General features: G+C 30.3%; 10 protein-coding genes and 1 pseudogene. All 11 read right to left on the bottom strand.

Annotated features, from left to right (window positions below; all coding sequences use genetic code 11):
• A pseudogene (locus AABJ49_RS05460) lies at window positions 1-3,061 on the bottom strand (hypothetical protein); the annotation flags it as partial.
• A gap of 51 nt (window positions 3,062-3,112) precedes the next feature.
• Window positions 3,113-4,456, bottom strand: a complete 1,344-nt coding sequence (locus AABJ49_RS05465; protein WP_338376760.1) for an NAD(P)/FAD-dependent oxidoreductase — start codon at window positions 4,454-4,456, stop codon at window positions 3,113-3,115.
• Window positions 4,457-4,465: 9 nt separating this feature from the next.
• Window positions 4,466-5,062, bottom strand: a complete 597-nt coding sequence (locus AABJ49_RS05470) for an HNH endonuclease (RefSeq protein WP_338376762.1) — start codon at window positions 5,060-5,062, stop codon at window positions 4,466-4,468.
• A 6-nt stretch (window positions 5,063-5,068) separates the two neighbouring features.
• Window positions 5,069-6,151: an agmatinase family protein gene (locus tag AABJ49_RS05475; protein ID WP_338376764.1), complete on the bottom strand. Its 1,083-nt coding sequence runs from the start codon at window positions 6,149-6,151 to the stop codon at window positions 5,069-5,071.
• A gap of 50 nt (window positions 6,152-6,201) precedes the next feature.
• The gene (kynU, locus tag AABJ49_RS05480; protein WP_338376766.1) at window positions 6,202-7,482 is read right to left on the bottom strand and encodes a kynureninase; all 1,281 of its coding nucleotides are present in this window, start codon (window positions 7,480-7,482) and stop codon (window positions 6,202-6,204) included.
• Between the two features lie 252 nt (window positions 7,483-7,734).
• On the bottom strand, window positions 7,735-8,784 hold the full coding sequence (queA, locus tag AABJ49_RS05485; protein ID WP_338376768.1) for a tRNA preQ1(34) S-adenosylmethionine ribosyltransferase-isomerase QueA: 1,050 nt from the start codon (window positions 8,782-8,784) through the stop codon (window positions 7,735-7,737).
• A 149-nt stretch (window positions 8,785-8,933) separates the two neighbouring features.
• Window positions 8,934-10,181, bottom strand: coding sequence for a 3-phosphoshikimate 1-carboxyvinyltransferase (gene aroA / locus AABJ49_RS05490; RefSeq protein WP_338376770.1), 1,248 nt, complete (start codon window positions 10,179-10,181; stop codon window positions 8,934-8,936).
• Window positions 10,182-10,508 carry a multidrug efflux SMR transporter gene (locus AABJ49_RS05495; RefSeq protein ID WP_338376772.1) on the bottom strand — a complete coding sequence of 109 codons (327 nt, stop codon included), beginning with the start codon at window positions 10,506-10,508 and terminating at the stop codon, window positions 10,182-10,184.
• A 1-nt stretch (window position 10,509) separates the two neighbouring features.
• A complete protein-coding gene (locus AABJ49_RS05500) occupies window positions 10,510-10,836 on the bottom strand; it encodes a nucleotide pyrophosphohydrolase (RefSeq protein ID WP_338376774.1) in 327 nt (108 codons plus the stop codon).
• Window positions 10,836-12,863, bottom strand: coding sequence for a DUF3857 domain-containing protein (locus AABJ49_RS05505; RefSeq protein ID WP_338376776.1), 2,028 nt, complete (start codon window positions 12,861-12,863; stop codon window positions 10,836-10,838). Before AABJ49_RS05505 ends, AABJ49_RS05500 begins: the two co-directional genes overlap by 1 nt.
• Window positions 12,864-12,865: 2 nt before the next feature.
• Window positions 12,866-14,767 carry a DUF3857 domain-containing protein gene (locus AABJ49_RS05510; RefSeq protein ID WP_338376778.1) on the bottom strand — a complete coding sequence of 634 codons (1,902 nt, stop codon included), beginning with the start codon at window positions 14,765-14,767 and terminating at the stop codon, window positions 12,866-12,868.
• Window positions 14,768-14,796 lie beyond the last annotated feature (29 nt).

The raw sequence follows: 14,796 nt of genomic DNA on the forward strand, positions 1-14,796 counted from the left end.
CATTTGTTGGATTGTAAGTTAAAACATTTCCAACATCAATCATATTCGCAATATTATTTCCTGCCGTGTTTGTTCCGTATGAAATGAAATAACCCGTTGCATTTGAAATCGCATTCCAAGAAATGTTGCTTGAAATGGAAACATCAGTAACATTATTCAATGGTGAAGTCAAATTAGTACAAACTGGAATTATAACTTCAGTTTCAAAACTTTCTATTGAACAACCAACTGCATTTCCTGCTGAATTATAAGGAATTATTGAAACATTAATAGTAGTTTCATCAGGGAAATCATTTGTTGGATTGTAAGTTAAAACATTTCCAACATCAATCATATTCGCAATATTATTTCCTGCCGTGTTTGTTCCGTATGAAATGAAATAACCCGTTGCATCTGTTGCAATATTCCAAGAAAAATTACTTGAAACAGAAACATTTGTTGAATTATTTAAAGGTGAAGTTAATGTTGTACAAAGTGGTAATGGAATATTTGAATAAGTTGTAAAACTTTCTTCTGTACAACCTGTTGCATTACCTAAACTGTTATATGGAATTATGGTAACATAAATTTGAACTCCTTCTGCAAAATCATTTGTTGGATCATATGTGGTTACATTTCCAACATCAACCAAATTAGCAATATCGGTTCCTCCAGATGTGGTTCCTACAGAAATAATATAACCCGTTGCGTTTAAAGATGGGTTCCAAGAAATATTTGAATCTACTGGAACATCTGTTGCCGATAATGTTGGGAACGATAAAGTTGTACAATCTGGCAAAACAGTTGAAGCACTAGTTGTAAAGCTTTCTGAAGGACAAACCAAAGCTGGACCTGTTTGAAAATAAGGAGTTATTGTTACATAAATAAGTGTGTTGGCTGGAAAATTTGTTCCTAAATTATAGGTAGTAACATCACCAACATTAATATTATTTGCAAGATTAGTTCCTCCAGGTGTTGTTCCGATACTTATGAAATAACCACATGCACCAGGATTTCCATTCCAAGATATACCTCCATTTATTGGAACATTTGTTGCTCCATTGGCAGGTGAATTTAAAGTAACACAAGAAGCAGTGTAGTTTACATTTAATGTAATATCATTTCTGATTAGCAATAAGTTTTTTCCTTGTGTTCCTGGAGCATTTGCGTTTTCAAAAGGTACCAAATCACTTCTAATTTCGCTATGATAGACTCCAATATCACATGAATTAACATTGTTTATTACATAATTTGGTGAATCTGGAGCTCCTGGAATTTGAACTCCATCTTTAAACCAAACGTAATGATTTTGCGCACCACTAACAATTGTCGTTAAAGTAATATTATCTCCTGCATTTGCATTTATAGTATCTATAGTATTAACCTTGGCTTGAGGTGCATACCAATATTTTCGCATGACAACAGAGTTAAACGGTGGTGGACTTATTGTTGTTGTTGCCAAAACATAAGCCGCATGTTGATTTTCAAAATGACCGAATTCAAAATTATTGTTATGAAATAAAAATTCGAAATAACGTGTCCAATCATATTGACCTCCTGCTCCTAAATGAAATAATGATGCGTAATCTGGAATATTTCCTGAAAGAAAATTAAAACTTACATCTAAAGTTCCTCCTCTTATATCATAATCATTTTGACGTACCGTGAAGAACTGATCTAAAATCGATGTGCCTGTAAATAAATTATGATCAATTATTAACGAACTTAAACTTACTGTTTGTAAAATATTTAGTGATTCTATTTGATTGTAAGAGGCTTTTAAATAAGACAACTCTATATTTTGTGTGAGGTCTAGCCCAGTTGTTGTAAACAAATTATTACTAATATCAACAATTATAAGATCAACATTTAAAGTTATGTTTAATGTAGGTAATAAGTTGTTATTTAAATACAAATATCTTAATTCAACATTTTGAGTTAAATCAATAGTAGGTAATAAATTATAACGAGCACTTAATCTTTCTAAAACAACATTTTGAGTAACATTTAATACTGGTAAAAGATTATATGAAACATCAATATCTTCTGCTAATACATTTAGTGTTAAGTCAATATTAGTAAACGCATTATTTGATAAATCAATATCTTCTAATATAACATTTTGGGTTAAGTCTAAACTTGTCATATCATTATATGACAAATCTATATATTTTAGTACTAAATTTTGAGTTACATCTATGCTTAGAGGAGTGTTGTCATTATAATTTATTGTTAATCGTTCTAAATTTGGTAATGATGCAAAACTTTCAAGATTTTGTAAATTATGATGTGATATATCTATTCTTGTAAGAGTTGTTGAATTAGGTAAAACAACATCCTCAACATCTGTATTTGAGAATGTTATTCTTTCTAAATTTATATAATCGGAAACATCAATAGTAGGAATATCAATGCTCTGTATAGAAAGTGTTCTTAGATTAGTATATACATTAGGCAGTGTAATTGTAACAGAAACATAACTACCCGAAACTGTTAAATCTTCAAGAGCACTTGTTAATGAAAAATCTAATGTAGGGTCAGCAATATTATAAATTAGAATTTCAGTTAATGAAGTTGTAACTGGTAATATTAAATTGCTTAAATTATTAAATATTCTAATTCTTAAATATTCCAAATTGATGTTTGTAGATAAATCTAAAGTTGTAATTGAAGGAGTAATTACACTTGAAAAAATATCTGATTGAATATCAATACTTTTTAACTGAATATTTTGAGAAAAATTTAGAGAAGCTAGTAAATCATTTTTCCCAAATTTAAAAGTTTCAAGTGCCGTTAATGTGGTTAAAGGAACAGTTGTAAACTGATTATCACCTAAATCTAAATTTACAACATTTACAAATGCTTCTAATCCTGTAAAATTTGTTACTGTGCTTCCGCTTATTGTCAACGTTGTGACTGCTTGTGCATCTGAGTTTAAAATATTTCCGTTTAAACCATTAGTATCAATTGATAAATCTATTAATTTTTGTTCAAAATTTGCATCTGGGATTGCTGTAGTTTGCGCATTTACAAAAACAGAAAATGTAATAAAAAAGTAAAATAAAAATTCTTTAAAACTCATATTGAATATATTATAATTCAAAAATAAAGAATTCAATTTTAAAATCAATTATTACTCGTTTAAAAGTGCTAAAATCCGTTGTTCTACTGGCTCCGTTTCCCAAATTTGTTCTATACTTTCCATCGCCAAAATTTCTTGCATAATTTCGTTTTGTTTATCACCAACCGCTAGAGCTTCAGCATAAGGTTGATGGCTAAAGGTAACACGACTATACAAAGGAATCCATTTGTCTGGATGTTTTTCTGAAAACCACTTTTCAATTTTCTTTTGTAATAAGAAATTTGGATCTGCCGTTTTTGTACTCATTTCCATAAAATTTCTATAAGACAATTCGGCAATGGCATCAGCATTTGGTTTGCGCGAGTCTTCATATTCAGTAAAAATTGTTTGCCAATCATCACCGTATTTTTCCATTAATTCATTTAGAATAGTAATATCTTCAAATCCTGCATTCATTCCGTGACCATAAAAAGGCACAATTGCGTGACAAGCATCACCAATTAAAGCCACTTTATCATTATGTGTCCAAGGAAAACATTTCATAGTTACCAAATAACTCTTTGGATTCTTAAAGAAATCTTTTACTAAATCAGGAATAACTTCCTTAGTTGAAGGGAAATATTTTGCAAAGAAATCAACTAATGTTTTCTCATCTTCTAATTGTGCAAATGAATTTTCTCCTTCAAAAGGCATAAACAATGTACAAGTGAAACTTCCGTCTAAATTTGGCAAAGCAATCAACATGAAATTTCCTCTTGGCCAAATGTGTAAAGAGTTTTTGTCTAATTTATGTGTTCCATCTTCATTTGCTGGAATATTTAATTCTTTATAACCAATTTCAAGAAATTCTTGTGAATAATTGAACATGCTTTGACGTTGCATTCTATGTCGAACTCTTGAAAAAGCACCATCAGAACCAAAAACCATGTCGTATTTATGTTCCGTCCACTCACCTCTTTCGTCTTCACCAATATGAAGAATAGCTTCCGACAAAGAAACGTCCCAAACTTTATGTTCAAAGAAAAACTCAACACCATTCTCTTCAGCTAAATCAATCATTTTTCGATTTAAAACACCACGCGAAAGAGAGTAAATAGCCTCACCATCTTTACCATATTTTTGATAATTGAGTGATTGATCCATGTTGTGAATTGCTCTTTTGTCCATTGGAATACCGATTTTCTGAATATCTTCAGCAATTCCGATATTTTCTAAAGCTCTCCAACCACGGTTTGACATAGCAAGATTTATACTCCTTCCAGAAAATTGAATGTTTCTAATATCGGGACTTCTATCATATACATGAACAGTATGCCCTGCTCTTTTTAGATATATCGCTAATAATGAACCTACTAAACCTGCTCCAACAACTGCTATTCTTTTTGGTGTTTGCATTGTATAACTTTATTTATTTGGTATTTCTACCTTAATATGCCCCCAATTTTCTCCGGTTTTAATTCTGTATAATTGCATTTCAGAAATTCCGAATTCTTTGGCAATTAATCGCAGTCTGGTTTTTCTATTTGGGTCTAAAATTCGTTTTTTCAATCGTATTACGTCTGTAGAAGATAATTTTGCTCCATCCCTTTTTATATTGTAAGCTTGCAATCTTTTGAAAGCAGCTTTTACTGCTGGACTCTTAGTTGCATGAGCTCTCATCTCTTCATAAGTTGCCCACTTTAAATTACTAATATGATTATTTAATTTATCATAATCCAAATGCAACACATACTCTTGATTTTCTGCATCTTTTGGTATAAATAATTCTGCAATTACTTTATGCAATCCATAATGGTAATTTACAATTTTGTTGTCTTTTTGACGTTTCAATCGTAAGTAAGCAAAACCCTCAACTCTAGAACCTTTTATAATTCTACCTTGATTGATATCTGTTGTAAAACTTTTTAACCTTCCGTGATTTGAAACTGCGTATCTAACTTTTCCTTTTACTTCAATTTCAAATTCTTTCCAATCTTCCTGTACCCTTTTGAAATTTTCCATAATTATTTATTTTTGAAATGTAATTTTTTCTCCTACATTCATTTTTTGTGATTTTGCAAACACACCACACATATGAAATAACATTCTTGCTCCAACATTTCCATCCCAATCATCATCACCTGGTGCTACTTCCACTAAATCAAATCCTATAATTTCTTTGTTTGATTCTGCTAAACGACTTAACAAATAAGTTGCTTGTTCATAAGACATTCCACCTGGAACCGGTGTTCCTGTATTGGGTGCATATAAACGACTCATTCCATCAATATCAAAAGAAATACATACTTTTTGTGGCAACGAATAAATCAAATGATCGCATAAATGTTGCCAAGTGTTCCCTTCAAAAAGTTGTTTTTTTATGTCAGTATCTGTGTGCACTAAAACTCTTCCTTGCTCATTTTTAACTACATCAACTTCTTGTTCGCAAAAATCACGAATTCCGACTTGAACAATTTTTGAAATTTGAGGAATTTGCAAAGCGTTATACATTATAGATGCATGAGAATAAGTAAATCCTTCATAAGCAATTCGCAAATCCATGTGAGCATCTAAATGCAAAATTCCAAAATTTTCATGTTTTGATGCTAATGCTTTATAATATCCTAAAGGAGTTGAATGATCACCACCTAATAAAGCTACTTTTTTCCCTTTATTTAACCAATGTAAAGTTTGCTTTTCCACAGCTTCAACCATATCGGCACAAGCATAATTGATTTTTTCTAAATCTTGATTTAGATTAGGATTTTCTGCAATAGTTTCTCCTTCTTCGAGAGCTTTGATAATGGGTTGTGCTAAATCTTTATACTTTTTTGAATTGAAAGCTAAATCTTTTGGTGCTTCATCTAAATATATTCCCAATTTCCATAATTCAGGAAATTCTTGATGTAATAAATCTATTTGAAATGATGCATCTAAAATAGCTTCTGGACCTTCACTGGCTCCTGCTCCATAACTGACCGTTACTTCCCAAGGCACTGGAATTACAATGATTTCTGATTGTTCTGCTGAAAAAGGCAATCCAAAAACGGTTGCATCTGCTAAACCTGGTTGGCTTGGATCAAATGATTTTATTATTTCTTCTTTAGTCATTATATTAATATATTATTTTACATTGAAGACTCAAAGTCGTTAAATTTATTTTAATGTAAAGATTGAATTCCTGTTTTTAATACTTGTCCAAATTCATACATATCTTCAAAAGAAGTATATAATGGAACTGGAGCTAAACGAATAACATTTGGTTCTCTCCAATCTGTAATTACGCCATTTTTCATTAAGTAATCAAATAAACTTCTACCTTCTCCATGAAGAAAAACAGATAATTGACAAGCTCTTTCTTCTTGGTTTGCAGGTGTAATGATTTCAAAAGTACTATCCACTTCTTTATCAATTTCATGAAGAATATATTCTAAATAAGCAGTTATTAAATTGCGTTTTTTGATTAATTTTTGCATTCCAACTTCGGCAAACATATGAACAGATGCTAAATATGGTGCCAAAGATAAAATAGGTAAATTACTAATTTGCCAACCTTCTGCATTTCTAGCTGGATCAAAGTTAGGTTCCATTAGAAAACGTCTTTCTTTGTTATGTCCCCACCAACCTGCAAATCTTGGTAAATCTAAATCATTGTGATGGGCTTCGTGCACAAAATATCCTGAAGCATTTCCTGGTCCAGAATTCATGTATTTGTAACTACACCAAGCGGCAAAATCAACTTTCCATTCATTCAATTTTAATTCGATATTTCCTGCTGCATGTGCTAAATCCCAACCTACATAAGCTCCATATTTATGACCTGCTTCTGTTATTGTTTTGATGTCAAAAACTTGACCCGTATAATAATTAACTCCTCCTATTAAAACCAAAGCTAACTCATCACCTACTTCATCAATTTTAGCTAAGATATCTTCTAAACGAATGTTGTGTTCTCCTTCTCTTCTTTTGATTTCAACGATAGTATCTTCTGGATTTAAACCATGAAAATGCACTTGACTTTGAAACATATATTGATCAGATGGAAACGCTTTTTCCTCACAAATGATTTTATACTTTTTTGGAGTTGGCTTGTAAAACGAAACCATCAACAAGTGAAGATTAACAGTTAAAGTATTCATTACACTAACTTCTGAAGGTTTTGCTCCCACTATTTCAGATAATGGTTGGCAAAAACGTTCTTGATAATCCCACCAAGGTTTATCTGCATAAAAATGTCCTTCTACAGCAAGATTAGCCCAATCATTCATTACTTCATCTACATAAGCTTTTGTTCTTTTTGGTTGTAAACCTAGAGAGTTTCCTGTAAAATAAATTACTTGTTTTCCGTTTACTTTTGGAAAAATAAATTCGTTTCTATAGTGACTTAATTCGTCTTGTGCATCTAATTGTTGTGCAAATTCTCTTGTATTTTGAAAATCCATTTTAATTGTTTGTTTGGAGTGTAAAAATAGCGAAAAGTTTAGAGGTGTAAAAATATAGCTGTTTAAAAGTTTGATTTTACAAAAGACAATGGCTAACTAGCCCTGATGCAAGAATTGTTTGAGCTCTCCTTTTCAAGGAAGCGAGTTCTTGCAGCAGGAAAATGGCCAACTAAAATGCCCAACACATTTGCTCCTAAAATAAAAAATCTCACCATTGCTGATGAGACTTAATATTTGAACCACTATAATTGATTAGATAATCAACATAGCATCTCCATAAGAGTAGAATTTATATTTCTCTTCAATAGCAATTTTATAAGCTTCTTTCATTAGATCGTGTCCACAGAATGCTGAAACCATCATTAACAAAGTTGATTTTGGTGTGTGAAAATTTGTAATCATGCAATTTGCAATTCCGAAGTCATAAGGTGGGTAAATGAATTTATTTGTCCAACCTGTGTATGGGTTTAAGGTTTGTTGTGAAGAAACTGTACTTTCAATTGCTCGCATTGAAGTTGTACCTATACAACAAATTCTTTTTTTGTTTGCTTTAGCATTATTTACAATATCACAAGCTTCTTGATTTACTATAATTTCTTCAGAATCCATTTTGTGTTTCGACAAATCTTCTACTTCCACTGGGTTGAATGTTCCTAAACCAACATGTAATGTAACTTCTGCAAAATCCACACCTTTGATTTCTAATCTTTTTAATAAATGTTTAGAAAAGTGTAAACCAGCAGTTGGTGCTGCTACAGCTCCTTCATTTTTTGCATAAATTGTTTGGTAACGATCCGCATCTTCTGGAGTAACTTCTCTGTTGATATATTTTGGAATTGGAGTTTCTCCAAGTTCTGTTAATTTACTTCTGAATTCTTCATACGAACCATCATATAAGAATCTTAAAGTTCTTCCACGCGATGTTGTGTTATCAATTACCTCAGCAACTAATGAATCATCATCACCAAAATATAATTTATTTCCAATACGAATTTTACGGGCTGGATCTACTAAAACATCCCAAAGACGTTGCTCTGCATTTAATTCTCTCAATAAGAAAACTTCGATACGAGCTCCTGTTTTTTCTTTGTTACCATATAATCGTGCTGGAAAAACTTTAGTATTATTCAACACCATTACATCACCATCATCAAAATAATCGATTAGGTCTTTGAACATTTTGTGTTCAATTGTTTTTTCTTTTCTATTGATGACCATTAAACGCGATTCGTCTCTATTTTCAGCTGGATATTCAGCCAAAAGTTCTAATGGTAAGTTAAAGTTGAAATGTGATAATTTCATAGGAGAAAGTTATATATTATAGGTTATACGTTTAAAGCGTTTTGCTTTTACTTGTAAACGGATGCAAATATACGATTGTGAAATAGGCGTTGTCAAGTAAAATGATGTTTATTTTTGAAAAATCTATAAAAACTGCATTATGCAAAATTTTAGATATCAGAAATTTTGAACCCTAAGTCTTTTAAATCTTGCCAAAAAGTAGGAAATGATTTTGAAACAACCTCTGCCTCATTTATAATTATTGAAGTTTTTAATGCTAATGGAGCAAATGCCATTGCCATTCTATGGTCTTGATATGTATTTATACTTGATTCGATTATTTGATTTTTCGATTGCTCGATTATTAACGAATCGTTTGTAACTGAAATAATTGCTCCTAATTTTGATAATTCAGTTTTTAGTGCTTCTAATCTATCGGTTTCTTTGATTTTTAAAGTGTGTAAACCTGTTAAATGGCAACCAATTCCTAATCCAAAACAAGTTACTGCAATGGTCTGAGCAATGTCTGGTGAGTTGTTTAATTGACAATTGATAATTGATAATTGACAATTATTTGATTTGCGTAATAAAATTGAATTTTCCTGGAAAATAGTTTCTACTCCAAAATCTTTGTAGATTTCTGCTAAAGCTGAATCACCTTGTAAGCTGTTTTGTTTGTAGCTTGATAATTTAATTTCTGTTCCAATTTCTGATAAAGCAACTATAGAATAAAAATAAGAAGCTGAACTCCAATCACTTTCAATTACGAATTGTGAATTGTGAATTGTGAATTGTGGGTTTACTTTGATGACATTATTTTCAAATGAAGTTTCTACTCCAATTTCGTTTAATAATGCTAATGTCATTTTTATGTAGGGAATGGATGTGATTTCTCCTTCCAAAGTTAATTGTAAACCGTTTTCTAATTTTGGTGCTATTAGTAATAATGCTGAAATGTATTGACTGCTAACATCTGCTTTTAAGAACACTTTGTTTTTTGTGATTTTTTGACCTTTGATTCTTATTGGTGGAAAACCTTCATTTTCTACATATGTGATTTCAGCTCCCAATTCTTTTAAAGCTTCAACTAATATTTTTATTGGACGTTCTTTCATTCTTGAAGAACCTGTAAGAACGATTTCTCTATTTTCTTGAATGGCAAAAAAAGCGGTTAGAAAACGCATAGCTGTTCCTGCGTGATGAACATCAATTAATTGTGAGTTGTGAGTTGTGAGTTGTGAATTTCGCAATGCTTCTTCCATCACGTTTGAATCATCTGATTGAGAAATGTTTTTTAATTCAATATTTGGATATAAAGCTTGCAACAATAATAAACGATTGGTTTCTGACTTTGAACCCGTAACATTAATTGAAGATTGAGTTTTATTTATACTTGATTGTTGAAGTAGTATATTCATTTAATTAGAAACAAATTTTAATCCTACTAAAGATAGAATTAATGTGGTTAAAAAAAATACACGCCAAAAAGTTGCTGGTTCTTTAAAAATAAATATTCCAACTAAAACACTCCCAACTGCTCCAATTCCTGTCCAAACGGCATAAGCTGTTCCGATTGGTAATTCTTTGGTTGCTCTTACTAATAAAACCATACTTATGGTTAAGCAAATTAAAAAACCTCCATACCAATAATAAGAAATATTTCCAGTTGTTTCTTTTGCTTTTCCTAAGCAAGTTGCAAAACCTACTTCAAATAATCCGGCTATTATTAATAAAATCCAGTTCAATTTATTTAAGTTTTTCGTTGTTTTGATGTCTGTTGTGATCGCGATTGGTTTTCAAATCTAACTTTTTGTCAAAAGCAGCTTGAAGGTCAATTCCGGTTTGATTGGCCAAACATAGAACAACAAAAACTACGTCAGCTAATTCTTCACCAAGGTCTTTGTTTTTATCACTTTCTTTTTCGGATTGTTCTCCGTAACGACGTGCAATTATTCTGGCTACTTCACCTACTTCTTCAGTTAGTTGAGCCATATTTGTTAATTCGTTGAAATAACGAACTCCGTGTTCTTTTATCCAGTTATCTACTTCTAATTGAGATTTTTTTAGGTTCATTATATTTTTTTTAATACTATTTTTTCAGCTTGATTATTTACAATCTCTTTGAAAAAATTTTTTATTGACACATAATCTGTTGAAGGAATAATTGAAGTATTAATTTCCATTGAAGAAACAATTTGAACCGTGTCTAATGAATTTGAAATGTTAAACTTATAAGCTATTGTTCCGTTTTCCGTTGACATATTTAACACCTTAGGTAATGTTTCTACTTCATAACCTTCTGGTATTTTTATTACTAAATTATATGAATCTTTCATCGGGTAATTAAAATCAATTGGATATCCTCTAGTTTCAGACTTAAAAGGATTAATCTTTATTTGAAAAAACAACATTGGTGACAAATACATTCTGTCTCCGATAATTTCAACTAAATTTGAAGATTCAAAAGAATAACTCTCTACAATAGGTTTAAATAAATCATTTTCATTTTTAACTGAAAAATCACTTACTTCAATTCCTTTATATTTTTGTTCTAGTTTTTCTACATAAGAATCACTTGACAAACTTGCGTTATTGTCTCTATAAACAAATGCATTATAATCAAAATATTGTTCTCTTAATTTACCTTCTACCTTTCCATCTGAATTAATTGAACACATTAAGTTAATTGCATCATTAGAAACTTGTTGACTTGCTAAGTTTAAGGACAATGATGTTCCGTCTTTCCTAACTAATCTTCCTATCCAATTTAAAGTTTTTAATGGTAAAATATTGATTGAAGAATACTTATTAGTTGCATCTAAAAGAAATATATTTCCATCTATTTGAACTGAAGCAATAACATAATTAAAAGAAGTTCTCGAAGGGTACTGAGGTATTCCATTTTGTCTTGTACTAAGTAAAACTGGATTTGCATCAAAGCCTGCTTCTCTTAACATGGCTGTTAAGATTAAGTTTATTTCAGCGACATTACCCGTTTTTTCTTTATAGGCTCTCCTAACTCCTTTGTCTGTATATAAACTATTAAATCCATCCCATTTGATGTTTTGCTTTACAAACTGCAAGATAGCTACTAATTTTTGATCTGAAGTTGAATTGTTAGCAATAATATTTTTTAAATCTTCATCAAAATAATTTGTCTTATTTAGTTCTCCACCAAAACTTTCGGAATCATAAATGGTTTTAACCACATCTTCCCAAGTTAATGAATAAAATCTCATTTGAGAATCAGGCATTTTTGTAGCAGACAATTCATGCTGAACAGTAGTAATATAATTGTCAATATTATGAACATACGATTCATCTTTTATTGCTGGAACATTTTCCATTGTGAAAGTTGTTTCTTCTTCGCTATACTGAACCGAACCTCTTACAAAACCAGAATTTGCTCCATTACCCTCAAGCTGTCTTCCAGCAGCTGAGACTCTATCTTTGCCAATAAAGGAAATGCTTTTATTAGCTATGTTTTTAGTTTCTTTTATTTCACCATTTCCTTTTCTATATACATTATAAGTGAAGTATTCTGGAATTCTTGCTTTTAATTCCGAATAATCAACCGGAATGAAACTTTCAAATTTCCATTCTGGAAAAGTAGTTATGAAAGGTGATCTAATTATATATCTATATTCTATTATTGAACCTTCTTTAACATTAGGCATAACAATTTTTTTTGTTTCCCAATACTTATTTTCTTGATTTGTAAACTCACCTTCTCTTGATAACTTAGTTTTATCTATTGAACCATTCTCTAAATTATAAGTAACGCATTTAGAGAATTCAACTTTTTCTTTAGTATCACCTGCAATATAATATGTAATCGATTTATTTGCCCAATCTAAACCTTCTTTATTATATATCTTAATCTTTGTTTCAACTTCAGTAACAATTTCAAACCCACCAGCTCCTTGATTGTATTCTACATTTGTTAATGCTTTATTAAACAGAATTGCAGCTTCTGCAGAAGGGTCATTTGGGTGACTTTTTTGGCTTAGTTCTTCTACTGTAACATTACCAAGTTCTCTTTTTTGAGAAAAAATAAATTGTACACTGAAGACAAATAAAATTAAAACCCCTTTTTTCATGATTATTGATTATTGATTATTACTAATTTTGAATTTTCATTTCTTGCGATTTGCTCTCTAAAAGCTCTGTAATCTTCAAACATCTCTGGTTTGAAGAAGCCTTTTTTGATTAAAATAGTTCTTTTATATAAAACCCTATTATCGTTAACTTTTGTTACAGTTGAAAAATATTCCCCAAAATCTGAATTCATTTCAATTTTATCTGGAATAGATTCAATGACATATTCTTTTGGAATGCTTATTTCAATTTCATCTTCGTAATAATATCCTCTAGAAACCTCAAATGGATTTTTTCTGTCTTTGTGTCTTTTAGGCACAAATGAAATTGGATTGATTACATTAATGGGTAAAATAAACCTATCTCCAGAATTCATTACATAATCGGAAGCATTGAAACTTAATTCTTCTTTAAGTTCTATGTTTTTTTTATCATTCCTGATTACGTTTTTCGTTAAACTAATGTTATTAATGTGGTTTAGGTTTTCTTTATAGTATTTAACAATTTCTGTCTGGCTTTTGTTTTCATTCATGAATTTTTCATCATAAATAATTCCGTGGGAAAAAATTTCTGCCTCACATTGAATTGATCTGTCTTTTGAAAACTCTACTTTAGCTTTTGTAATTTGTTTATTTGATTTTTCATTATAATCCTTAGTGCTAACAATCTCTGATTTATCTTTAGAAACAACGAGTACATTTCTATCATCAGTAAAATTTCCTTGAAATCCAAATGGCTGTATTTGACTTGTGCATTCTAACCAAATGATTTCGTTTTCTTTAGGAATTCCTAAAATCACATGATTTCCTTGCATGGAAACAAAATCTTCTTCTATACTTCGTTTATCATTATCTCCGTACACAACAGCATAATATGATGGAATATTGAATGTTTTTAATAAAGATCTTGTGTAATTCGTTAATGCTTTACAATCTCCATATCCTAATCTATCTACATCTTTGGCTAACATTGGACGCCAACCACCTATTCCAAGTTGAATACTAACATAGCGTGTTTTATCTTGAACGTACTTATAAATAATTTTTGCTATTTCAATATGATTCTTTTCTTCTCCAATTAAATCTTTTATTTTTTGTTTAGTTTCAACTGGAATTTCTTCTGTATCACTTAATAAGTTGTCGTACATCCATTTTCCAAAAGTATTCCAATCATTTGCATAACCCTTAACTCCTTCTAAATAAAACTCATCTAATCCAAACATAACGTAAGGCACAAATTTTCTTATGGATGGTGATAACTGTTCTCCTTTTAATGAAACTATATTATTTGCAGAGAATTCTAGGTGATTTTTTTCCTCTTTTTTATTAATTCTTTTGTCAAAATTATACTCTTTGTACTTAAATTTTACTCCTTCGGCAAAATCTATTATTATTTCAGACTTGACAGTGCTTAAAAAATAAGCCTCAATCGGACTCCAAGAAGGAATAAATGCCGTGTTAGAGGTTGTTGTTTCACTTTCAAAAATCAAAGTAAAAGGGTATTGAATAGGTACATATTCTAAATATAAAACTCTATTATCAGTAATTATTGAACCTTGACTTAAAGCACTTTCTTTAAAATCTTTCTTTTTAATTTTTTTTATTTCTACTCCTAATTGATTGTAAATTTTTGCTTCAATATTGTTTATTGTAGTTGATTTATCAAAATGCTCTTGGGCATTCATATGTTTCAAGCCATACTCATTAAATATAGTAATTACTCTTCTAGTTTTAACATTCATTTTGTCAAAAGAAGGAATAGTTATATTAATTAAATTTTCTTTGATTATGGCGTTTGCATTTTCTTTTAAACTATCTGGATAAATAGCAACATAGCTTTCATTCTGAGAATAAGTTTTATTAAAAAAGGAAAGTAAAAAGAAAAGAAGTATTGTATTTATTTTCATCTGAATTTTGTTGTTTTCAAATATAAATA

The sequence above is a fragment of the uncultured Flavobacterium sp. genome, from assembly GCF_963922255.1.
In the GTDB taxonomy this organism is placed as follows: Bacteria; Bacteroidota; Bacteroidia; order Flavobacteriales; family Flavobacteriaceae; genus Flavobacterium.